The organism is Dietzia sp. IBK-p2-15D (assembly GCF_057773105.1).
The window spans coordinates 1-525 of the sequence record NZ_JBYMTK010000036.1 but is presented as its reverse complement, the minus strand read 5'-3'; the positions used below and the strand labels follow the sequence as shown (position 1 = coordinate 525).

The 525-nt window shown below is 43.0% G+C and carries 1 pseudogene; it reads right to left on the bottom strand.

Annotated elements, in window-relative coordinates:
* A pseudogene (gene bluR, locus AC3DEV_RS16730) lies at window positions 1-348 on the bottom strand (DNA-binding transcriptional repressor BluR); the annotation flags it as partial.
* Window positions 349-525 lie beyond the last annotated feature (177 nt).

Here is a 525-nt window from a genome sequence, read left to right as displayed (position 1 = left end):
CAATTGATCTACTGGGTACTCTCGACCCAGTGAAATAATTCGCGCGCGTAGTTTGGCTGGATTAGCCATACGAAGAATTGACATCATCTCTTCTTGCAGGCGGCTCCAGTCGTCTTGCGTATCCTGGCTGGTAGTTTCCAGTAATGCTTTAACTTTGCCTACAGGAACGCCATTACTTATCCAACGCTTGATCTCTTCGATGCGTTGTATGTCTTCTTCATCAAAGAGTCGGTGTCCGCCTTCACTGCGCTGTGGTTTTAACAAACCGTAGCGGCGTTGCCAGGCCCGGAGAGTGACAGGATTAATCCCGCAACGTTCAGCAACATCACCAATGCTGTAATAAGCCACAATTCCTCCTTGCGGTCATAAATCTCCGTCGCCTCTACACGACCCAATAATACTTTGTACAATATACGCTGAAATTGTACAAAGTATAAATAAGATTTCAGCTAAATTGGATGAAACATTATTTTTAATGTGGATTAAATTAAAACATAACGTATTCATTTTCACGATGATTTCCAG